Here is a 223-nt window from a genome sequence, read left to right on the forward strand (position 1 = left end):
CCATTTGCGGGATGAAGGGGCCCCCGGTCGTCCGGGTTATCCGGTGCTGGTGCTGTTTCGTGCTGTGTTGCTGCAGTCGCTCTATGGTCTTTCAGAACGCGAGCTCGAGGAAGCGCTGGGTGACCGGTTGTCGTTCAAGCGCTTCGTCGGTCTGAGCCTCGAAGATACGACGCCCGATCACACGGTTCTGAACCGCTTCCGGAACCAGCTCGTCGAACAAGGC

The 223-nt window shown here is 60.5% G+C and carries 1 protein-coding gene; it reads left to right on the forward strand.

Annotated features, from left to right (window positions below; all coding sequences use genetic code 11):
• The coding region (locus QJT78_RS52675; protein WP_281461003.1) for a transposase at window positions 1-223 on the forward strand (223 nt) is incomplete at both ends.

This window comes from Bradyrhizobium sp. Mp27 (assembly GCF_029953005.1).
In the GTDB taxonomy this organism is placed as follows: Bacteria; Pseudomonadota; Alphaproteobacteria; order Rhizobiales; family Xanthobacteraceae; genus Bradyrhizobium; species Bradyrhizobium barranii.